Raw genomic sequence first — 19,870 nt, forward strand, 5'->3', positions numbered from 1 at the left:
AACCGCAATGACTGACACCCCAATGTCCCCCGCCGAATTCGAAGCGGCCCTGCGCGCCAAAGGCGCCTATTACCACATCCATCATCCGTTCCACCAAGCCATGTACGCCGGGCGCTCCAGTCGCGAGCAGATTCAAGGTTGGGTCGCCAACCGCTTCTATTACCAGGTGAACATCCCCCTGAAGGACGCGGCGATTCTCGCCAACTGCCCGGACCGCGACGTACGCCGGGAATGGCTGCAACGAATTCTCGACCACGACGGTGCACCCGGCAGCGAAGGCGGCATCGAAGCCTGGCTGCGGCTGGGGGAAGCGGTTGGACTGGATCGCGAGCAAATCCTTTCACAGGAATTGGTGCTGCCCGGTGTCCGTTTCGCCGTGGATGCCTACGTCAATTTCGCCCGTCGCGCCTGTTGGCAGGAAGCCGCCAGCAGTTCGCTGACCGAGCTGTTTGCGCCACAGATCCACCAATCCCGGCTCGATGCCTGGCCGGCCCATTACCCGTGGATCGACGTCGGCGGTTACGACTATTTCCGTAATCGCCTGAGTCAGGCGCGACGGGATGTCGAGCATGGTTTGCGCATCACCCTGGCGCACTACGTCACGGTCGAAGGCCAGCAACGCATGCTGGAAATCCTGCAATTCAAGCTCGACGTGCTGTGGAGCATGCTCGACGCCATGAGCATGGCCTACGAACTGGAGCGTCCGCCGTATCACACCGTCACCACGGAGAAGGTCTGGCATCGGGGGATTGCCCTGTGAGCCTGATCAACCGCGAGCAATCACCGTCGCTGCGCCAGGGTTTTCGCCTGCAATGGGAACCTCGTCAGGACTGTCACGTGCTGCTGTACCCCGAAGGCATGATCAAACTTAACGACAGTGCCGGGCAGATCCTCGATCTGGTGGACGGCCAGCGCAGCGTTGCGGCGATCATTGATCGACTGTCTGAGAGTTTCCCCGGCGTACCTGGGATCGACGAAGACGTGCTGGCGTTTTTGGAGGTGGCCCATGCTCAGTTCTGGATCGAGTGACTCGCGTCCGGGTCCGCCGCTGTGGCTGTTGGCGGAGCTGACCTATCGTTGCCCGCTGCAATGCCCGTATTGCTCCAACCCGCTGGACTTTGCCCAATCAGGTGAAGAGTTGAGCACCGAGGAATGGATCCGGGTGTTCCGCGAGGCCCGGGAGATGGGTGCCGCGCAACTGGGTTTTTCCGGCGGCGAACCGTTGGTGCGTCAGGATCTGGTCGAACTGATCAAGGCCGCCCGGGACATGGGTTACTACACCAACCTGATCACCTCGGGCATCGGCCTGACCGAGCAAAAAGTGCGCGATTTCAAGGTCGCGGGGCTGGACCATATCCAGATCAGCTTCCAGGCCGCCGACGAAGCGGTGAACAACATGCTCGCCGGCTCGCGCAAAGCCTTCGCGCAGAAACTGGCGATGGCCCGGGCGGTGAAAGCCCAGGGCTACCCGATGGTGCTGAACTTCGTCACCCATCGGCACAACATCGACCAGATCGCGCAGATCATCGACTTGTGCCTGGAGCTGGAAGCGGATTTCGTCGAATTGGCGACGTGTCAGTTCTACGGCTGGGCCGAGCTCAACCGCGTTGGCCTGTTACCCACGCGCGAACAATTGCAGCGCGCAGAGCGCATCACTAACGAATATCGCGAGCGTCTTGAAGCGCAGGGCCACCCGTGCAAGCTGATCTTCGTCACCCCGGATTACTACGAAGAACGCCCCAAGACCTGCATGAACGGCTGGGCCAATCTGTTTCTCGACATCACCCCCGACGGCACGGCGCTGCCTTGCCATAGCGCCCGACAGTTGCCGGTGCAATTTCCCAATGTGCGCGAGCACAGCATCGAGCACATCTGGACTGATTCTTTCGGTTTCAATCGCTTTCGTGGCGATGACTGGATGAAGGAACCGTGCCGCTCCTGCGATGAAAAGCACAAGGATCTGGGTGGTTGCCGCTGCCAGGCATTCATGCTGACCGGCGACGCCGCCAATGCGGACCCGGTGTGCAGCAAGTCACCGCATCACGGTGTGATTCTCAAGGCCCGCGAGGAAGCCGACGCACCGGGGTTGGGCATGGAACACCTGACGTTGCGTAACGAGAAGGCTTCGCGACTGATCTATCGCGGATGAATCCAGATGTTGCGTCCAACGCGAACCCCTGTGGGAGCGGCGGTGCGACGATTCGACTTGCTCGCGAAAGCGGTGGGACAGTCGACATCAATGTTGAATGTAATGCCGCCTTCGCGAGCAAGCCCGCTCCCACAGGGGGTTCTCCAGTGAATTCAGAGTCTGAGTACACCAGCCTGCTACCCATAGGTCTGATTGCATTCACAGCCGGATGCTTTAGTGTGGACATTACCTTCCAAAACAATAAAAACAGGCTTTCCAATGAGCCAGAGTCTTAGTCAGCTGCGTAAATTCGTTTCGCCTGAAATCATCTTTGGTGCCGGCTGCCGGCACAACGTCGGCAATTGCGCCAAAACCTTTGGTGCCCGCAAGGTGCTGCTGGTCAGCGATCCCGGTGTGATTGCCGCCGGTTGGGTTGCCGATGTCGAGGCCAGCCTGCAAGCCCAGGGCATCGAGTACGTCCTGTACAGCGCGGTCTCGCCCAACCCTCGGGTTGAGGAAGTGATGCTCGGCGCCGACCTGTACCGGGAAAACCATTGCGATGTGATCGTGGCCGTCGGTGGCGGCAGCCCGATGGATTGCGGCAAAGGCATCGGCATTGTCGTCGCCCATGGGCGCAGCATCCTCGAATTCGAAGGCGTGGACACCATCCGTGTCCCCAGTCCGCCGCTGATCCTGATTCCGACCACCGCCGGGACCTCGGCCGATGTCTCGCAGTTCGTGATCATCTCCAACCAGCAAGAACGCATGAAGTTCTCCATCGTCAGTAAGGCGGTGGTCCCGGACGTGTCGTTGATCGACCCGGAAACCACCCTGAGCATGGACCCGTTCCTGTCGGCCTGTACCGGCATCGATGCGTTGGTGCATGCCATCGAAGCGTTTGTTTCCACCGGTCACGGGCCATTGACCGACCCCCATGCGCTGGAGGCGATGCGCCTGATCAACGGCAACCTGGTGCAGATGATCGCCAATCCGAACGACATTGCCCTGCGCGAGAAAATCATGCTCGGCAGCATGCAGGCCGGGCTGGCGTTCTCCAACGCGATCCTCGGCGCTGTGCACGCCATGTCCCACAGCCTCGGTGGCTTTCTCGACTTGCCTCATGGGCTGTGCAACGCGGTGCTGGTGGAACACGTGGTGGCGTTCAACTACAGCTCCGCACCGGAGCGCTTCAAGGTGATAGCCGAGACCTTTGGCATCGATTGCCGTGGCCTCAATCACCGGCAGATTTGCGGGCGTTTGGTCGAACATCTGATCGCTCTGAAACATGCGATCGGCTTCCACGAAACCCTCGGACTGCACGGGGTCAGCACTGCGGACATTCCGTTCCTGTCGCAACACGCCATGCACGATCCGTGCATCCTGACCAACCCGCGCGAGTCCAGTCAGCGTGATGTCGAGGTCGTCTATGGCGAAGCCCTCTGACGAACAACAACGGGCGCTGGCGGGGTTACTGGGATTAGGCAGCCACTCGGCGCGCAAGAGTCATTACCCGGAACTGGCTGCGCGCCTTGACGAGCTGGAAACCGAGCGCAATCGCTATAAATGGCTGTTCGAGAACGCGGTCCACGGGATCTTTCAGGCCAGCCTCCTGGAAGGCATGCGCGCCGCCAATCCGGGACTGGCGCGGATGCTCGGCTACGACAATCCCCAGGAAGTGCTGTTTTCCCTGGCGGATCTGGCGAGCAACCTGTTTGTCGGTGGTGCACAGGAACTGGAAAATATCGGCGAAATCCTCAGGCACCAGGGCAGCCTGCATGGCTACGAAACCCAATTGCGGCGCAAGGATGGCAGCAGCCTCGACGTGCTGATGAACTTGTTGCTCAAGCCCGATCAGGAAGGGCTGGTGGAAGGTTTTGTCGCCGACATCACCGAACGCAAACTCGCCCAGCAGCGCCTGCAGCAACTCAACGACGAACTGGAGCAGCGGGTCACCGCGCGTACTGACGAGTTGCTGGAAGCCAACCGCAACCTGCAACAGCAGATCACCCAGCGTAAACAGATTGCCGAAGCCTTGCGCGATGCCCGGGACGCCGCCGAGGCCGCCAATCGCAGCAAGGACAAATACCTCGCCGCCGCCAGTCATGACCTGCTGCAACCGCTCAACGCCGCGCGTTTGCTGATCTCGACCCTGCGCGAACGCAAGCTGCCCGACGTCGAACAAGTGCTGGTGGAGCGTACGCACCAGGCGCTGGAAGGGGCGGAGGATTTGCTCACCGATTTGCTGGATATTTCCCGGCTCGATCAGGCGGCGGTCAAACCGGACATTGCGCTGTACCGTCTCGATGAATTGCTCGCGCCGCTGGTGTCGGAGTTCCAGTCAGTGGCCCAGGCTGAAGGGTTGAACCTGCGGGTGCACATGGGCGATTACGCCATCAGCACTGACCTGCGCCTGATGACGCGGATCCTGCGCAACTTCCTCAGCAATGCCTGCCGCTACACCGACGAAGGCAGCATCCTGCTGGGTGCCAGACGCCGGGGTGAAATGCTGCGCCTGGAAGTCTGGGACACCGGACGCGGGATCGCTGCGGACCGACTGGATTCGATCTTCCTCGAGTTCAACCAACTGGACGTCGGCCGCGCCTCCGACCGTAAGGGTGTGGGCCTGGGGCTGGCCATCGTTGAACGCATCGCCAAGATCCTCGGCTATAAAGTCGGGGTTCATTCGTTGCCGGGGCGCGGTTCGATGTTCAGCATCGACGTGCCGATTTCCCATGAAATTCCGCTGCCGATCAGCCTGGCGGCACCACAACCCGGCACCGGCAATCCATTACCGGGCCGACGTTTGCTGGTGCTGGACAACGAAGTGAGCATCCTCGAAAGCATGAGCGCGCTGCTCGGGCAATGGGGCTGCGAAGTGGTGACGGCCACCGATGAATTCTCTGCACTGGCCGCCTTGCAGGGGCGACCACCGGAACTGATTCTGGCGGATTACCACCTCGATCACGGGGTGGTGGGCTGTGATGTGGTCAGGCATTTGCGTGAGCATTACCACCAGGCGATTCCGGCGGTCATCATCACTGCCGACCGCACGGATCAGTGTCGGCGCTCATTGCAGCGACTCGACGCACCGCTGCTGAACAAACCGGTGAAACCCGGCAAGTTGCGCGCGGTGCTGAGTCAGTTGCTGGGGTAGCGATAGTGCAGGCTGAAACCGAGCTCGGCTGACTCGCCTTGCTCCAGCAATCGCAACCCCGGTCGACCGGGCAGGTGATGCGCGTTGACCGGGTGGCTCACCGGTTCGATACAGAAAAAATCCAGGCCCGCCGGGCAGTAGAGCAGGAAGTAATCGCTGCCGGTGGCCCGGCATTCCAGCTCATAGCCCAACGCGGGCTGGCGGATCAGGCATTGGCCGTCCCATTCGCAGAAGCCGTTGTCGACCAATGTCTCGGGCAGCGCCTTGAGCGACTGGAAATCCCATTCGGCCGGCAACGCACTGAGGTGTGTCGGCAGCTTTGTTACGTCACACAACCAGACGTGCCGGGCTTGCGCCTGCAACTGGGTGCCCGTGGTACGCGGAAAGTAGGGATGCAAACCGAGCCCATGCCAGGCCGGGTTTTCGGCCAGATGGGTGACCTTAAGATCAATACTCAGCTTGCCATCGCTCAGATGGAATCGTTGCCGGGCGCGATAGGCGAAGGGCGTGGTGCTGTCGAGTTGCAGGACGATTTCATCGCGCGTCTGCGAAACCACCTGCCACGGCTGCTGCCAGGCGCTGCCGTGAATCGGCATGGGATCGGTGAGGCTGTTGGGTGTCAGGGCCAGCCAGCCCTCGGGGCATTCAAAGCCGCCTTCGGAAATTCGGTTCGACCACGGCGCCAAGGGAAAGCAGCCGAGCTTGCCGGGCAGACCGGTGTTCAGCGCGTGAGCGTCACTGTGGCGCAACAGCGGCAGACCCGTGCCGCGCACGCTCCAGTTGACGATGCTGCCACCGAGTTGCGGGGCGAGGGTGAGATGGGTGAATTCGTCTTCGAGGTTAAGCAACGTTGGCGTCATTTCAATTGAGCTCTGATGTGAGAACACCGCTGAGCCTTGTAGCAGCTGGCGAAGCCTGCGTTCGGTTCGGGCCGCGTTCGGACGAAGCAGTCGTAAAACCATACGACGCGGTGTATCAGGAAAATCGCATTCACCGGATTGACGACTGCTTCGTCCGAACGCGGCCCGAACCGAACGCAGCCTTCGGCAGCTGCTACACGGGGTTCATCCCTGGAACAACGGCTCCGGTAAGCCTTTGACGCCTGGATTGAGGGCGAACACACCGCCGGCCAGTGACTGTTCGTCATGGTCGTCGCCGGGGCGGATCGAGGTCACGAACAGTGTGTCCAGGCGACTGCCGCCGAAGGCGCACATGCTCGGTTTTTTCACCGGTACGGCGAGGGAACGGTCCAGTCGGCCATCGGGCGTGAAACGGTGAATCAGCCCGGCGTCATTGGCGCAAATCCAGTAGCAGCCTTCGGCATCGACCGCCGCCCCGTCGGGACGACCGGGGAATTGATGCATGTCGACAAACAGCCGCCGGTTGGACGGCGTGCCGCTGTCGATGTCGTAATCAAAGGCCCAGATTTGCTGGACCAGAGGATGAGAGTCAGACAGGTACATCGTTCGCCCGTCCGGGCTGAAACCCAGGCCGTTGGGCACGATAAACCCGCCGAGTTGCGCCTCGAGTGGCCCGCGTTGCCCGGCGCTGTAGCGATAAAGCGTGCCGTCGGCAGCGTTGGCGCCCATGTTCAGCACCATGCTGCCGGCCCAGAAGCGCCCCTGACGATCGCAACGACCATCGTTCAGGCGCATATCTGTGCGGGCGTGTTCGACCGGTGCCAGGAGATTGCTGTCGAGGCTGCCGTCATTGTGCGGGTGCAGATGAAAGAACCCGCTTTCCATCCCGGCAACCCAGCCGCCGTTGCTGTGACGTGCAATGCAGGCGAGCATCTCCGGCGCTTTCCAGGCATGGACATGGCCGGTTTCGGCGCTCCAGCGCTGAAGTCCACCGGCAGGAATATCCACCCAATACAGAGCGTTTTCCTCGGGGACCCAGACCGGGCATTCACCGACCGCGTTACGGGCATCGACAATCAATTCGGCTTGCATGACAACTCATCCCCTCGGGTTTTTGTTGTTGGGATCAAGTGATGTGCGCGGGTTCAGTCGCCGAACGGGCCGGACGCGACAAACGCACCACCCTGGTAGACCCGTGCCGGGTCATCAGCGGCCGGCATCGGTTGGGCTTCGACTTTTTCGCGGAACACTTCGGAGCTGTCCTGAGGTTCATAACCCAGGCAGGTGGCGAAACGGTTGTCCCACCAGACGTTCTTGTTGTCGGACATGCCGTAGACCACGGTGTGGCCGACATTGGGGGCGTGCAGCGCGCATTCGAGCAATTGAGTCAGGTCGCCGAAGCTCAACCAGGTGCTCATCATTCTGCGGTTCAGTGGTTCCGCGAACGAGGAGCCGATGCGCACGCTGACGGTCTCGATGCCGTAGCGATCGAAGTAGAAACTGGCCATGTCTTCGCCGTAGGACTTGGACAAGCCGTAGTAGCTATCCGGGCGGCGAGGGGAGTGGGCGTCGATGACTTCATCCTGCTTATAGAAGCCGATCACGTGATTGGAACTGGCGAAAATCACCCGCTTCACACCATGGCGGCGCGCGGCTTCATAGATGTGGAACACGCCGCAGATGTTGGCGCCGAGGATCTCTTCAAACGAGTGCTCCGTCGACACGCCACCAAAGTGCAGGATCGCGTCCACGCCTTCAACCAGCTGATGGACTGCTTGCTTGTCTGCCAGGTCGCAGGGCACGACTTCTTCACGGTCATCGATGGCCGGGGCAATGTCGGCGATGTCCGACAGGCGAATCACATTGGCGTAGGGCCGCAGGCGTTCGCGCAGGACTTTGCCGAGGCCACCGGCGGCACCGGTCAGGAGGAGACGATTGAAAGGAGCGCGGGCGTTAGGTGTGATGATCATGGAAGTCCCTGAACAAGCAGTCAGTTGTTATTGAATTTGTTGTAGGTTGTCGTACGACTAGACCGAAGTATCGTTAGCCTTTCTGGTGGTTGTCAACGACACATCAATTGAAATTGACGAAGGGTCTGGCCGCCCCTCGATTGATGTAGCAGCTGGCGGAGCCTGCGTTCGGCTGCGAAGCAGTCGTAAACCCTGTACACGTAATTTTCCTGATGCACCGCGTCGGCTGATTTTACGACTGCTACGCAGCCGAACGCAGGCTTCGCCAGCTGCTACAAAGAGTGAGTTGTGGCACAAATCGGGGATCCAACCTTGTCGTGATACCCGCCTTACAGCAATGAGATCGGGTAGTTGATGATAATGCGGTTTTCGTCGAATTCGTTGATGCTGAAATCCTTGCGGATCGACGCGTTACGCCATTTGACGTTGAGGTTCTTCAGCGCGCCGCTCTGTACGGTGTAAGCCAGTTCTGATTCGCGGCCCCATTCCTTGCCGTCGGTGATGGTGCCTGTGTGCACGTTATCGCCGCTGATGTAGCGGTTCATCATCGTCAGGCCGGGAATGCCGAGCGCCACAAAATTGTAGTCGTGGCGCAGCTGCCAGGATCTTTCCTTGGCATTGTCGTAGCTGGAGTTGTAGCTGTCGTTGGCCAGGGTGCCACCGCTGGTGCCGTTGACCCGCATCCAGACATCGTCGCCGGTGAGTTTTTGCAGGCCGACAAAGAAGGTGTTGCCGCCGTATTTGGCCGAGAGCATGGCGAACGCGGTTTTGTTGTCGAGGTCGCCGGCCAGGGCGCTGCCGTCTTCCTTGCCGATGAAGTAGCCAAGGTTGGCGCCGAGGGTCCAGTCGCCGATGGGCTGGCTGTGGCTCAGGTTGAAATACTGCTGCTGATAAATGTCGCTGAGTTGCGCGTACCAGACACCGACCTGGGTGCGCTTCTCATTGAACGCATATTCACCGCCGCCAAAGTTGAAACGGTCCGAGGTGAAGGCAGCGGATTTGCCGTTCATGAACATGTCTTCCATGCTCGCATCGTTGCGCGGGCTGTTGGCGCGGAACTGGCCGCCGTAGAGCGTCAGGCCACTGATCTCGGTGGACGTCACCTGACCACCGCGAAAGGTTTGCGGCAGCGAGCGGCCATCGTCGGAGCGCAGGATCGGCAACACCGGCATCCATTCGCCAACCTTCAATTCGGTTTTCGAGACTTTACCCTTCAGCGCCACGCCCAGGCGCCCGAAATTGTCGGCCGGGCGGCCGTCGTCATGAATCGGCAGCAACGAGGTGCCGCCCGTGCCTTTGCCACCGTCGAGTTTTTCCGAGTACAGGCCCAGCACATCCATGCCGAAACCGACGGGTCCCTGGGTGAATCCGGATTTGGCATCGAGGATGAAGCTTTGCGTCCACTCTTCAGCCTTGCCCTGCGGGTAGGCCGGGTTCGTGAAGTTGCGGTTGATGTAGAAGTTGCGCAGGTTCAGCGTGGCTTTGGCGTCATCGACGAAACCTTCGGCATGACTGGTCATGGGCAAGGCGAGGGCCAGGCTGCTGCAACCGATCAGGCTCAGGGTGTGACGGCGTGCGAAAGTTGGGCGAGGGGTGCAGACGGAGGAATTGCGGACGAGCTTGCTCACAGTGACGCTCCCGTGTTTCTTGTTGTTTTTATTTTTTGTTATACGTCGTCGTACAACATTGGGGCGGATTATTTGCAAGTGTTGCGGGGAATGTCAATCAGAAGTTGTACGATGACTTGGCTCGGTTTTGTAGTATGTCGAAGAACCCTTGTGGGAGCGGGCTTGCTCGCGAAAGCGGCGTCACATTCAACGCATTGGCTGACTGACACACCGCTTTCGCGAGCAAGTCGGATCGCCGCACCGCCGCTCCCACATTGGATTGTGTTTAGCTCACAATCATCGGCGGCATCGTGCCTAGTAAAGAAACGGCAGCCACCGCTCCCATCCCGAGCAACCATTCGAGAATTACACTGCTTTTCAGAGCAGTCGGACGCTGCTCGCAGTCATTGATCCGCAGCCGATTGAACAACGCCAATCCCAGCATTGCGGCGACCAGCAGAACCTTGATCAACAGAATCAGCGCAAACCCGGACAGCAACGGCGTCGGCCAGAATTGCCCGGTCAGTACGCGAACGTTGATCAGCCCGGTCATCACCAACCCGGCCACCAATACGTAACCAATGCCGCTGAAGCGTTGCAAGGTCGCTTTGATGGAATGCTCTGCCGGCTGCAGCAGGATCATCACCAACAACATCAAGCCGCCGAGCCAGGCACCGACGCAGGTCAGGTGAATGATTTGATTGAGAATCAGCAATTGGCCATTGAGGCCGTCGAGCATGGCCCCGTGGCCGACCGGGGCGAGGGTGGCCAGCAGCAAGCTGGCGAGGCCGATTCGCAGGGGCAGGTTTGCACGCAATGGCGTCATCAGCAGCGCGACCAACAACGCATTGAGCAGCAAGTGCCAGCGCCAGACCTGCCCGAAAAACGTTTTGCCCAGCACCAGTTGCAGGGTCGACGGATCGAATGCCGCGTCCCACGAACCGGCCATGCTGGCGGTGATCAGCAGCAACCAGCCAACGCCAGTGACCAACGCCAACGCCGCCAGCCAGCGGCTTGTTCTGGCCAATCGCTGATCCAGATTTCCAGCGTCGCCATTGACCAGCAGCGGCCTGAACACCCACGTCCCGAACAGCATCAGCACGACGGTGAAATGCAGAAAGCGGCACAGCACCATCGCGCTCGTCATGAATTACTGGCCAACCTTGAAGCTGTAGGCGCCTTCGCTTTTGTGGGTATCGACCGACACCGCGTGCCATTCGACTTTGTAGGCACCCGCTGCCAACGGTGCGGCCGGGGTGACGATCAGGGTTTTCTTGTCGCTGCCTTCGGTGGCGAGGCTTTTCACCGGCACATCGCTGCCGTCCTTGCTGATAGTGACTTTGGAAAAGGTCGCTTCAACGCCTTCGGAAAACACCAGGCGCAGTTCCGACGGTGCGCTCACCGTGCTGTCGGCGGCCGGGGTCTGGTCTTTCAGATGGGCGTGGGCAAACACCGATGAAGCGGAGAACAGCGAGCCGAGCAGGGCGGCAGTGGTCAGGGTTTTCTTGAGCAACATCGTGGAATACCTCTGAGGCAGGTTCGAAAAGGCGGCCAGTTTACCTGCGAGAAGCTGGGTGTACGAAGTTTCGTTTTCCCTTGTCGCCGCGAGGTAGAGCGGATGCTAGTCTTGAGCAACGCTGTTGTCAGGGAGCCCTCATGGGCAATCACAAGATCGAGATTCGTCGCAGTAACGTCGAGAAAATTCTGTTGGGGGCCGAAAAGGTGTTCGCCGAAAAAGGTTTCGGCGGCACCGCCATGGCCGACATCGCCGCCGAAGTGCAACTGCCGCGCTCCAACCTGCATTACTACTTCAGCACCAAGAGTGAGCTGTACAGCGCGGTGCTGTTGGGTCTGCTGGAAGTGTGGAAACAGGACGCTCTGTGCTTCGAGATGTTCGACGACCCGCGCGTTGTGCTCAGCAGCTACATCCGCGCCAAGATGAACCACTCCCGCAGCCGGCCTTACGGCTCCAAAGTCTGGGCCAACGAAATCATCCACGGCGCACCGACCTTGGGTGAGAAGCTGGACGTGAGTCTGTACGACTGGGCCAAGATGAAAGAAGCGAAAATTCGCCAGTGGGTGGACGACAAACGCATCCTGCCGGTGGAACCTTCGAGCCTGCTGTACATGATCTGGGCGTCGACCCAGCATTACGCCGACTTTGATCATCAGGTGAATATTCTGAATGACCATCAGCCGTTGTCGGACATGCAGTTCGAGCGTGCGGTGCAGACGGTGACGAGTGTGATCTTGCGGGGGATTGGGTTGGAGCCCTAACTCGATCGTTCCCACGCTCCGCGTGGGAATGCCTCAATGGACGCTCTGCGTCCGCTTTGGGACGCGGAGCGTCCCGGGCTGCATTGCCACGCAGAGCGTGGGAACGATCGGTTAGGGAGCGACGTGGTAGGGATTGCGCGGATCATGATTCCAATCCAGAAACGGTTTGCCCGTATCCATCGGCACCATCTCGATACAATCCTGCACCGGACACGTGATTTGACACAGATTGCACCCCACGCACTCATCATCAATCACTTCATATTTATGCGTCCCGTCCGCCTGCTTAAGGCTCGCAATCGCCTGGTGCGAAGTGTCTTCGCAAGCAATGTGGCAACGACCGCAACCAATGCAGGCCTCCTGGTCAATCTTGGCAATCACCTGATAGTTGATGTCCAGGTACTTCCAGTCCGTGGTGTTGCCCACCGCACGCCCGGAAAACTCTGACACGCTGGCGTAGCCCTGACTGTCCATCCAGCGCGATAAGCCGTCCTTCATCTCCTCGACAATCCGGAAGCCATGCAGCATTGCTGCCGTGCACACCTGCACCGAGCCGCTGCCCAGCGCAATAAACTCCGCCGCGTCACGCCAGTTGCCAATGCCGCCAATGCCGGAGATCGGCAGGCCTTGCGTCTGTGGATCGCGTGCGATTTCGGCGACCATGTTCAGTGCAATCGGCTTCACCGCCGAACCGCAATAACCACCATGAGTGCTTTGGCTGCCCACGGCGGGATTGGCGACCATGCGCTCCAGGTTGACGCTGGTGATCGAGTTGATCGTGTTGATCAGCGACACCGCATCCGCACCACCACGATGAGCCGCACGGGCGGCGACGCGAATGTCGGTGATGTTCGGCGTGAGCTTGACGATCACCGGCAGCGAGCAATACGTCTTGCACCAACGGGTGACCTGCTCGACGTACTCCGGCACCTGGCCAACCGCCGCGCCCATGCCGCGCTCCGGCATCCCGTGCGGGCAACCGAAGTTCAGCTCGATACCGTCGGCGCCGGTGGCTTCCACCAGCGGCAGGATGAATTTCCAGGATTCTTCGACGCAGGGCACCATCAGCGACACAATCAGCGCGCGGTCGGGCCAGTCTTTTTTGACCTGAGTGATTTCCCGCAGGTTGATCTCCAGCGAGCGATCGGTGATCAGTTCGATGTTGTTGAAGCCCACCACTTCGCGGTTGGCCCCGAAGTGCGCCGAGTAGCGCGACGACACGTTGACCGCCGCCGGGTCTTCACCCAGGGTTTTCCAGACCACGCCACCCCAGCCGGCCTCGAAGGCGCGGACCACGTTGTAGGCCTTGTCGGTCGGTGGCGCGGAGGCCAGCCAGAACGGATTGGGGGCTTTGATGCCGGCGAAGACAATCGAGAGATCGGCCATTTACGCAGCCTCCACGTTGAGCATGAGTTGGGCGTTGATGGCCTCGGCGGCCCGTTTGCCGTGCTGCACGGCCTGCACGGTGAGGTCCTGATCGAGACTGGTGCAGTCGCCGCCGGCGTACACGCCGGGGATGCTGGTGCGCAGGTTTTCGTCCACTTGAATTCGCTCGCCCTGACGCTTGAGTTCACGGGCCAGCGGATCGGCGAGGGCGCTGCCATCAAAGGCCTGGCCGATGGCTTTGAAGATCGCATCAGCGGCCAGTTCGAACGTTTCGCCAGTGGCTTGCAGGCGACCTTCGACTAACCAGGTCCGAGCGAAGCGCATGCCGCGTACTTGGCCTTGAGCATCGAGCAGGACTTCTTCGGGTTGTGCCCACGTCAGCAAACGCACTTGATTGGCTTTGGCGATGTCCTGTTCGTGGCCGGTGGCGCCCATTTCCTCGACACCGCGGCGGTACACCAGGTTGACGTCGCGCGCCCCGAGGCGAGCCATTTGCACGGCCATGTCGATGGCGGTGTTGCCGGCGCCCAAAACGATGCAACGGTCAGCGAGGGGGAGTTGGGTCAGGTCATCGGCCTGACGCAGTTCGCGGATGTAATCGGTGGCGGCCAGCAGACCGGGTGCATCTTCATGAGCAAGCCCCAGCTGTTTGCTGGCGGCCAGACCGAGGCCAAGGAACACTGCATCGAACTGCTGATGCAGGTCGCTGAGGGTGAGGTTTTCGCCGAGTTTCTGCCCGTGGCGGATTTCGATTCCGCCGATCTCCAGTAGGAATTCAAGCTCCTTCTGCGCGTAGTCGTCCACCAGTTTGTACTTGGCGATCCCGTATTCGTTGAGGCCGCCAGCCTTTTCCCGCGCCTCGAAAATCACCACGTCATGACCGTGCATGGCACTGCGGTGAGCGCAGGACAAACCGGCCGGACCGGCGCCGACCACGGCGATGCGCTTGCCGGTTGATGCCGCACGGGTGAAGGGGTGTTCGCTGAAGTGTGCGTTGTCGACGGCGTAACGCTGCAACAGGCCAATCAGCACCGGTGCGCATTCATGGTCGTTGTTGCGCACGCAGGCTTGCTGGCAAAGCACTTCCGTCGGGCAGACCCGGGCGCAACTGCCGCCGAGGATGTTCGCCGAGAGGATTTTCTGCGCGGCGCCCTGAACGTTTTCCTGATGGATATTGCGGATGAATGACGGAATATCGATCTCGCTCGGACAAGCATTCACGCACGGCGCGTCGTAGCAGTACAGGCAACGCGAGGCTTCCAGATGGGCCTGACGGTCGTTGAGTGGCGGCGCCAGATCGGTGAAATGGCCGGCGAGGGCGGCCGCATTCTCGTGCGGATGCGGGAGGTGGTTCAGAGTCTTGATCACGGTGTTGGCCTCACGGTTATTGAGGTACTGCCTCTGATGGGCATTGAGTTTTTCGTCGTCAGGGCTGCCGCCTTCGCGAGCAAGCCCGCTCCCACATGGGAATGCATTTCAAATGTGGGAGCGGGCTTGCTCGCGAAGGCCGAAGGCCTCGATTTCAGCGTTTCACAGCTGTCGGCTTGTTCAACTCAGCCCGCTTACTCAGCAAATCAAACACCGCCGGATACGCCGGCCGTTCGACATACCGCCCGGCACCACGCTCGGCCCGCAAATCGCCATCGGCCCACACCACCCGGCCCTGGCTGACGGTGTGGCTCGGTACGCCGCGCACGGTCTTGCCTTCGAAGATGTTGAAGTCCACTTGCTGATGGTGAGTCTTCGCCGAAATCGTCCGCGTACCTTCCGGATCCCACAGCACCAGATCCGCGTCTGCACCGACGCGAATCGCGCCTTTGCGCGGGTAGAGGTTGAAGATTTTCGCGGTGTTGGTGGAGGTGAGCGCCACGAAGTGCTGCATCGACAAACGCCCGGTGTTCACCCCTTCATCCCAGAGCACCGCCATGCGGTCTTCGATACCGGCCGTGCCATTGGGGATCTTGCTGAAATCGTCACGGCCGGCGGCTTTTTGTTCGGCGCAGAAACAGCAGTGGTCGGTGGCGGTGGTGTGCAGGTTGCCCGACTGCAGACCGTGCCAAAGTGCTTCTTGATGGCCGCGCGGACGGAAGGGCGGGCTCATCACGTAACCGGCGGCGGTCTGCCAGTCCGGGTGTTGGTAGACGCTGTCGTCCAGCAGCAAATGCCCGGCCAGGACTTCGCCGTAGACTTGTTGGCCCTTGCTGCGGGCGTAGGTGATTTCGTCGAGGGCTTCCTTGGTCGAGACATGCACCAGATACAGCGGCGTGCCCAGGGTTTCGGCAATGCGGATCGCCCGACTGGCCGCCTCACCTTCCACTTGCGAGGGGCGCGACAATGGATGCGCTTCCGGGCCGGTCATGCCCTGGGCCATCAACTTGCGTTGCAGGTGATAGACCAGCTCACCGTTTTCCGCATGCACGGTCGGCACCGCGCCCAATTCCAGGCAGCGCTCGAAACTCGCCACCAGGGTGTCGTCGGCGGCCATGATCGCGTTCTTGTAGGCCATGAAGTGCTTGAAGCTGTTGACCCCGTGCTGGCTGACCAGCTCGGCCATTTCCTCGCGCACCTGTTCGCTCCACCAGGTGATCGCGACGTGGAAACCGTAATCCGACGCCGACTTCTCGGCCCAGCCGCGCCACTGATGAAAGGCTTCCATCAAGGATTGCTGCGGATTTGGAATCACAAAGTCGATGATCGACGTGGTGCCACCGGCAAGTCCCGCCGCAGTACCGCTGAAGAAGTCTTCGCTGGCCACTGTGCCCATGAAGGGCAGTTGCATGTGGGTGTGCGGATCGATGCCGCCGGGCATCAGGTATTGGCCGCTGCCGTCGAGCACTTCGGCATCGGCGGGAACATCAAGGCTTTCACCGATGGCTTTGATCACGCCGTCGGCGCAATAGACGTCGGCGCGATAACTTTCATCATGGGTAATAACGGTGGCGCCACGGATCAACAGAGACATTCCGAGTTCCTCGCAGGCAATGACCGACTTGTGCCGGTTCTAAATGTTTTATTTGAAGCCGACGCAAACAGGTGTATTCCTGTCAGCGCTGTCAGGAATAAACGCTAGTCTGAGTTTTAGGATTGAGCAAGAATATTTTTTATAAGCTTATATCTGTTTTAACTAATTGATAAATAACGACTAAATACGTAAATCACCAAAATGGTGAGGCCTCTCACCATTTTGACGCACTTGACAGGTTCCAAAAATAGACGAGATTTCTTATGTGAAATCAGCCGGTTGAGGATGGTCTATGGTTGATGCGCGACGTTGAAAAAAAGTGGTATGCACCAGATTGAGTCCTGACGGTTCGGACAACTTGCCTGGCATTTGGCCTGAGTGAACAAGCAAGTAACCGGTGACTCAACGGCTATATAAATAAAACTGATAAACATCAGTTGGTTACAAAGTTTTTATGGAACTGCCCGATGCGCAAACGGGGTAGCCGGCACGTTAATTGATGCCGCCAGCCCCTGATGAGCAACAATAATCAAAAGAACAGTGGAGCGGCCATGCAACAGATCAGATCGCAAGTGACCGAGCGCGACGGCTTGTTTGAGCTCGAAGCCGGCAGTGACGTCCTCGACAGCCCCCGTTACAACCACGACATGGCACCGACCAAGGTGCGCGAACGAACCTGGAACAAATGGCACATCACCGCATTGTGGGTCGGCATGGCGATCTGCGTGCCGACCTACACCCTCGGCGGCGTGCTCACCGCGTATTTCGGCCTGAGCGTCGGCGAAGCGCTGTTGGCGATTCTGTTCGCCAACATCATCGTACTGATCCCGTTGACCCTGAACGCCTTTCCCGGCACCAAGTACGGCATTCCGTTTCCGGTGTTGTTGCGTTCGTCCTTCGGCATCCTCGGCTCCAACATTCCGTGCCTGATCCGGGCGCTGGTGGCGTGTGGCTGGTTCGGCATTCAGACGATGTTCGGCGGGCTGGCCATCCACCTGTTTCTCGGCTCGGTGTTCGACGGTTGGAAATCCCTCGGCGGTACCGGTGAAGTGATCGGGTTCATGGTGTTCTGGGCCTTGAACCTGTGGGTGGTGATTCGCGGCGCGGACTCGATCAAATGGCTCGAAACCCTCTCGGCGCCATTGTTGGTGCTGGTGGGCGTGGGCCTGTTGGTATGGGCGATGCCGAACGTGTCGATGACCGAGTTGCTGGCGATCCCGGCCAAACGTCCAGAAGGCGCGAGCGTGGTCAGTTACTTTGCCGCCGGGCTGACCGCCATGGTCGGGTTCTGGGCCACCTTGTCCCTGAACATTCCGGACTTCAGCCGCTACGCGAAAAGCCAGAAGGACCAGATCGTCGGGCAGATTATCGGCTTGCCCCTGACCATGTTTCTGTTCGCCTCCCTCGGCGTGGTAATGACGGCCGCCTCGGTCAAACTGGTGGGCGTCACCGTCTCCGATCCGGTCACCCTGATCGGTCATATCCAGAGCCCGGTCTGGGTCGCACTGGCCATGGCGCTGATCATCATCGCCACGCTGTCGACCAACACCGCGGCCAACATCGTTTCGCCGACCAACGATTTCCAGAACGTCGCCCCCAAGTACATCAACCGCACCAAAGCGGTGTTGCTCACCGGCCTGGTCGGCTTGGCGCTGATGGCCCATGAGCTGTTGAAGAAGCTCGGTTTGATCGTCTCGGATTTGAGCCTGGAGACGGTGTATTCCAACTGGTTGCTGGGCTATTCGAGCCTGTTGGGGCCGATTGCCGGGATCATGGTGGTGGACTATTTCCTGATCAAGAAACAGCAACTGGACTTGGCCGGCCTCTATCGCGATGACGTTTACCCGGCGTGGAACTGGTTTGGGTTTATTGCGTTTGGTGTGCCAGTGGCGCTGACGCTGCTGTCGCTCGGCAGCGATGCATTCAGTTGGTTCTACGACTATGGCTGGTTCACCGGATCGGCACTGGGCGGACTGATTTATTACGGGTTGTGTTCGATGCGCCCGAATCCGTCAATCGCGAAATCCACGGTTTGATCGTTCCCACGCTCTGCGTGGGAATGCAGCCCGGGACGCAGAGCGTCCCACGCCTGGACGCAGAGCGTCCATGGATGAATTCCCACGCGGAGCGTGGGAACTATCAGAACTAGAAGAACTGAGGAGATCATCATGAACGCTGCCGTAGACGTTCTGCAGTCCACCCATCAGCACATCAACCGCGACCGCTTGTGGCAGTCGCTCATGGACCTAGCCAAGCTCGGCGCCACGGTCAAGGGCGGCGTCTGTCGCCTGGCCCTGACCGACCTCGACCGTCAGGCTCGGGACATTTTCGTCAACTGGTGCGAGGAGGCCGGGTGCACCGTCAGCATCGATGCCGTCGGCAACATTTTCGCCCGCCGTCCGGGCCGCAACCCCAACCTGCCACCAGTGATGACCGGCAGTCACATCGACACCCAACCCACCGGCGGCAAGTTCGACGGCTGCTTCGGCGTACTGGCCGGCGTCGAAGTGCTGCGCACGCTCAATGACCTGGGCGTGGAAACCGAAGCGCCGCTGGAAGTGGTGGTCTGGACCAACGAAGAAGGCTCACGCTTCGCCCCCTGCATGATGGGCTCCGGTGTGTTCGCGGAAAAATTCACCCTCGAAGAAACCCTGGCCAAAGTCGATGCCGAGGGCGTCACCGTCGGTGAAGCCTTGAACGCCATTGGCTATGCCGGCGAGCGCAAGGTCAGCGGCCATGCCGTCGGCGCCTATTTCGAGGCCCATATCGAACAAGGCCCGATCCTCGAAGACGAACACAAAACCATCGGCGTGGTGATGGGCTCCCTCGGCCAGAAATGGTTCGACCTGAAACTGCGCGGCGTCGAAGCCCACGCCGGCCCGACGCCGATGCACCTGCGCAAGGACGCCTTGGTCGGCGCCTCGGTGATCGTCGGTGCGGTCAATCGCGCCGCCCTCGGACATCAACCCCACGCCTGCGGCACCGTCGGCTGCCTGCAAGCCTATCCCGGCTCACGCAACGTCATCCCCGGCGAAGTGCGCATGACCCTGGACTTCCGTCATCTGGAACCGGCGCGCCTGGATTCGATGATCGCCGAAGTCCGCGAAGTCATCGAAACCACCTGCGAGGAACACGGCCTGACCTTCGAACTTACACCCACTGCGGATTTCCCGCCGCTGTACTTCGACAAAGGCTGCGTCGAAGCGGTACGCGGCGCCGCCCAAGGCTTGGGCCTGTCGCACATGGACATCGTCAGCGGAGCAGGACACGACGCAATCTTCCTCGCCGAACTCGGCCCGGCCGGGATGATCTTCGTACCGTGCGAAGGCGGTATCAGCCACAACGAAATCGAAAACGCCGCGCCGGATGATCTGGCGGCCGGGTGTGCGGTGTTGTTGCGGGCGATGCTGGCGGCGTCGGCGGCGATTGCCAACGGTGAATTGGCGGCTTGAAATGCATGACGTGCGCTGAAAAAAAACAGCGCACGTCACAAACCCGAATCCTCAATCGTCATCCTGTTGAATCC

At 60.1% G+C, this 19,870-nt stretch carries 17 protein-coding genes; 8 read left to right on the forward strand and 9 right to left on the reverse strand.

All coding sequences use genetic code 11. From position 1 onward, the window contains the following. Nucleotides 1-7 precede the first annotated feature (7 nt). From pqqC to CKW16_RS09540, 5 genes are all read left to right on the forward strand, one after another. Complete coding sequence (gene pqqC / locus CKW16_RS09515; RefSeq protein WP_095128186.1) at nt 8-760, forward strand: pyrroloquinoline-quinone synthase PqqC; 753 nt, start codon at nt 8-10, stop codon at nt 758-760. Next, on the forward strand, nt 757-1,029 hold the full coding sequence (gene pqqD, locus CKW16_RS09520) for a pyrroloquinoline quinone biosynthesis peptide chaperone PqqD (protein WP_095128187.1): 273 nt from the start codon (nt 757-759) through the stop codon (nt 1,027-1,029). Before pqqC ends, pqqD begins: the two co-directional genes overlap by 4 nt. Continuing rightward, nucleotides 1,007-2,149, forward strand: a complete 1,143-nt coding sequence (gene pqqE, locus CKW16_RS09525) for a pyrroloquinoline quinone biosynthesis protein PqqE (protein WP_095128188.1) — start codon at nt 1,007-1,009, stop codon at nt 2,147-2,149. Before pqqD ends, pqqE begins: the two co-directional genes overlap by 23 nt. Before the next feature lie 258 nt (nt 2,150-2,407). Then, nucleotides 2,408-3,571 (forward strand): alcohol dehydrogenase-like regulatory protein ErcA, encoded by a 1,164-nt coding sequence (gene ercA, locus CKW16_RS09535; RefSeq protein ID WP_008149766.1) that lies wholly within the window; start codon nt 2,408-2,410, stop codon nt 3,569-3,571. After that, entirely contained in the window at nt 3,555-5,282 is a 1,728-nt protein-coding gene (locus CKW16_RS09540; RefSeq protein WP_095128190.1) for a NahK/ErcS family hybrid sensor histidine kinase/response regulator, read from the forward strand. Before ercA ends, CKW16_RS09540 begins: the two co-directional genes overlap by 17 nt. Here the strand turns inward: CKW16_RS09540 and CKW16_RS09545 are convergent. The 6 genes from CKW16_RS09545 to copC all read right to left on the reverse strand — a co-directional run bounded on the left by CKW16_RS09545 (nt 5,267) and on the right by copC (nt 11,235). Continuing rightward, the gene (locus tag CKW16_RS09545) at nt 5,267-6,142 is read right to left on the reverse strand and encodes an aldose 1-epimerase (RefSeq protein WP_095128191.1); all 876 of its coding nucleotides are present in this window, start codon (nt 6,140-6,142) and stop codon (nt 5,267-5,269) included. The genes CKW16_RS09540 and CKW16_RS09545 overlap by 16 nt on opposite strands. A 204-nt stretch (nt 6,143-6,346) precedes the next feature. Continuing rightward, nucleotides 6,347-7,234, reverse strand: a complete 888-nt coding sequence (locus CKW16_RS09550) for an SMP-30/gluconolactonase/LRE family protein (protein ID WP_095128192.1) — start codon at nt 7,232-7,234, stop codon at nt 6,347-6,349. Between the two features lie 53 nt (nt 7,235-7,287). After that, the gene (locus CKW16_RS09555; protein WP_095128193.1) at nt 7,288-8,112 is read right to left on the reverse strand and encodes an NAD(P)-dependent oxidoreductase; all 825 of its coding nucleotides are present in this window, start codon (nt 8,110-8,112) and stop codon (nt 7,288-7,290) included. Nucleotides 8,113-8,441: 329 nt separating this feature from the next. Beyond that, a complete protein-coding gene (locus tag CKW16_RS09560) occupies nt 8,442-9,740 on the reverse strand; it encodes an OprD family porin (protein ID WP_095128194.1) in 1,299 nt (432 codons plus the stop codon). 265 nt (nt 9,741-10,005) lie between these two features. Continuing rightward, on the reverse strand, nt 10,006-10,866 hold the full coding sequence (copD, locus tag CKW16_RS09565; RefSeq protein ID WP_095128195.1) for a copper homeostasis membrane protein CopD: 861 nt from the start codon (nt 10,864-10,866) through the stop codon (nt 10,006-10,008). 3 nt (nt 10,867-10,869) lie between these two features. Then, complete coding sequence (copC, locus tag CKW16_RS09570; RefSeq protein ID WP_095128196.1) at nt 10,870-11,235, reverse strand: copper homeostasis periplasmic binding protein CopC; 366 nt, start codon at nt 11,233-11,235, stop codon at nt 10,870-10,872. A 140-nt stretch (nt 11,236-11,375) separates the two neighbouring features. Here copC and CKW16_RS09575 point away from each other — a divergent pair, with 140 nt between their 5' ends. Then, a complete protein-coding gene (locus tag CKW16_RS09575) occupies nt 11,376-11,996 on the forward strand; it encodes a TetR/AcrR family transcriptional regulator (protein WP_008149783.1) in 621 nt (206 codons plus the stop codon). Between the two features lie 111 nt (nt 11,997-12,107). On the opposite strand, the gene preA is transcribed toward CKW16_RS09575, so the two are convergent. From preA to hydA, 3 genes are all read right to left on the reverse strand, one after another. Further along, on the reverse strand, nt 12,108-13,382 hold the full coding sequence (gene preA, locus CKW16_RS09580) for an NAD-dependent dihydropyrimidine dehydrogenase subunit PreA (RefSeq protein WP_095128197.1): 1,275 nt from the start codon (nt 13,380-13,382) through the stop codon (nt 12,108-12,110). Next, a complete protein-coding gene (locus CKW16_RS09585; RefSeq protein WP_095128198.1) occupies nt 13,383-14,750 on the reverse strand; it encodes an NAD(P)-dependent oxidoreductase in 1,368 nt (455 codons plus the stop codon). It abuts the gene before it with no gap. 154 nt (nt 14,751-14,904) lie between these two features. Continuing rightward, on the reverse strand, nt 14,905-16,344 hold the full coding sequence (hydA, locus tag CKW16_RS09590; RefSeq protein ID WP_095128199.1) for a dihydropyrimidinase: 1,440 nt from the start codon (nt 16,342-16,344) through the stop codon (nt 14,905-14,907). Between the two features lie 551 nt (nt 16,345-16,895). On the opposite strand from hydA, the gene CKW16_RS09595 reads away from it, so the two are divergent. Both CKW16_RS09595 and CKW16_RS09605 read left to right on the forward strand, forming a co-directional pair. Then, nucleotides 16,896-18,380 (forward strand): NCS1 family nucleobase:cation symporter-1, encoded by a 1,485-nt coding sequence (locus CKW16_RS09595; RefSeq protein ID WP_095128200.1) that lies wholly within the window; start codon nt 16,896-16,898, stop codon nt 18,378-18,380. Nucleotides 18,381-18,512: 132 nt separating this feature from the next. Continuing rightward, nucleotides 18,513-19,796 carry a Zn-dependent hydrolase gene (locus CKW16_RS09605; RefSeq protein WP_095128202.1) on the forward strand — a complete coding sequence of 428 codons (1,284 nt, stop codon included), beginning with the start codon at nt 18,513-18,515 and terminating at the stop codon, nt 19,794-19,796. Nucleotides 19,797-19,870 lie beyond the last annotated feature (74 nt).

This window comes from Pseudomonas sp. Irchel s3h14, from assembly GCF_900187425.1.
GTDB lineage: Bacteria > Pseudomonadota > Gammaproteobacteria > Pseudomonadales > Pseudomonadaceae > Aquipseudomonas.

Excerpts from the sequence above, each read along its gene's own strand:
- pqqC (WP_095128186.1), top strand. The coding sequence starts at position 8 with ATGACTGACACCCCAATGTCCCCCGCCGAATTCGAAGCGGCCCTGCGC.
- pqqE (WP_095128188.1), top strand. The coding sequence starts at position 1,007 with ATGCTCAGTTCTGGATCGAGTGACTCGCGTCCGGGTCCGCCGCTGTGG.
- ercA (WP_008149766.1), top strand. The coding sequence starts at position 2,408 with ATGAGCCAGAGTCTTAGTCAGCTGCGTAAATTCGTTTCGCCTGAAATC.
- CKW16_RS09540 (WP_095128190.1), top strand. The coding sequence starts at position 3,555 with ATGGCGAAGCCCTCTGACGAACAACAACGGGCGCTGGCGGGGTTACTG.
- CKW16_RS09545 (WP_095128191.1), bottom strand. The coding sequence starts at position 6,142 with ATGACGCCAACGTTGCTTAACCTCGAAGACGAATTCACCCATCTCACC.
- CKW16_RS09550 (WP_095128192.1), bottom strand. The coding sequence starts at position 7,234 with ATGCAAGCCGAATTGATTGTCGATGCCCGTAACGCGGTCGGTGAATGC.
- CKW16_RS09555 (WP_095128193.1), bottom strand. The coding sequence starts at position 8,112 with ATGATCATCACACCTAACGCCCGCGCTCCTTTCAATCGTCTCCTCCTG.
- copD (WP_095128195.1), bottom strand. The coding sequence starts at position 10,866 with ATGACGAGCGCGATGGTGCTGTGCCGCTTTCTGCATTTCACCGTCGTG.
- copC (WP_095128196.1), bottom strand. The coding sequence starts at position 11,235 with ATGTTGCTCAAGAAAACCCTGACCACTGCCGCCCTGCTCGGCTCGCTG.
- CKW16_RS09575 (WP_008149783.1), top strand. The coding sequence starts at position 11,376 with ATGGGCAATCACAAGATCGAGATTCGTCGCAGTAACGTCGAGAAAATT.
- preA (WP_095128197.1), bottom strand. The coding sequence starts at position 13,382 with ATGGCCGATCTCTCGATTGTCTTCGCCGGCATCAAAGCCCCCAATCCG.
- hydA (WP_095128199.1), bottom strand. The coding sequence starts at position 16,344 with ATGTCTCTGTTGATCCGTGGCGCCACCGTTATTACCCATGATGAAAGT.
- CKW16_RS09595 (WP_095128200.1), top strand. The coding sequence starts at position 16,896 with ATGCAACAGATCAGATCGCAAGTGACCGAGCGCGACGGCTTGTTTGAG.
- CKW16_RS09605 (WP_095128202.1), top strand. The coding sequence starts at position 18,513 with ATGAACGCTGCCGTAGACGTTCTGCAGTCCACCCATCAGCACATCAAC.